A 258-nucleotide genomic window follows, 5' to 3' on the forward strand; every position below is an offset into this window, starting at 1 on the left:
GGGCTACGCCGCGCCGTCGCTGCGCTACCTGGTGCACCTCAGCGTGCCCGGGCTGGACGTGATCGGCGGCGGCGAGCCGGCGCTGCCGGGCGTGTCCATCGGCCACAACGGGCGGGTGGCGTTCGGCCTGACGATCTTCAGCGCCGACCAGGAAGACCTCTACGTCTACGAACTGGACGCCGCGCGGCCCGGCGCGTACCGCTACCGCGGCGGCGTGGAGCCGCTGCGCACCGTGCGCGAGACCATCGCCGTGCGCGG

General features: G+C 74.8%; 1 protein-coding gene. It reads left to right on the forward strand.

From position 1 onward, the window contains the following. Positions 1-258, forward strand: a 258-nt coding sequence (locus ACZ3GY_RS24355; protein WP_465912354.1) for a penicillin acylase family protein, incomplete at both ends; no start/stop codon positions are given.

It is taken from the genome of Pseudomonas sp. PME37.24/006, from assembly GCF_055556635.1.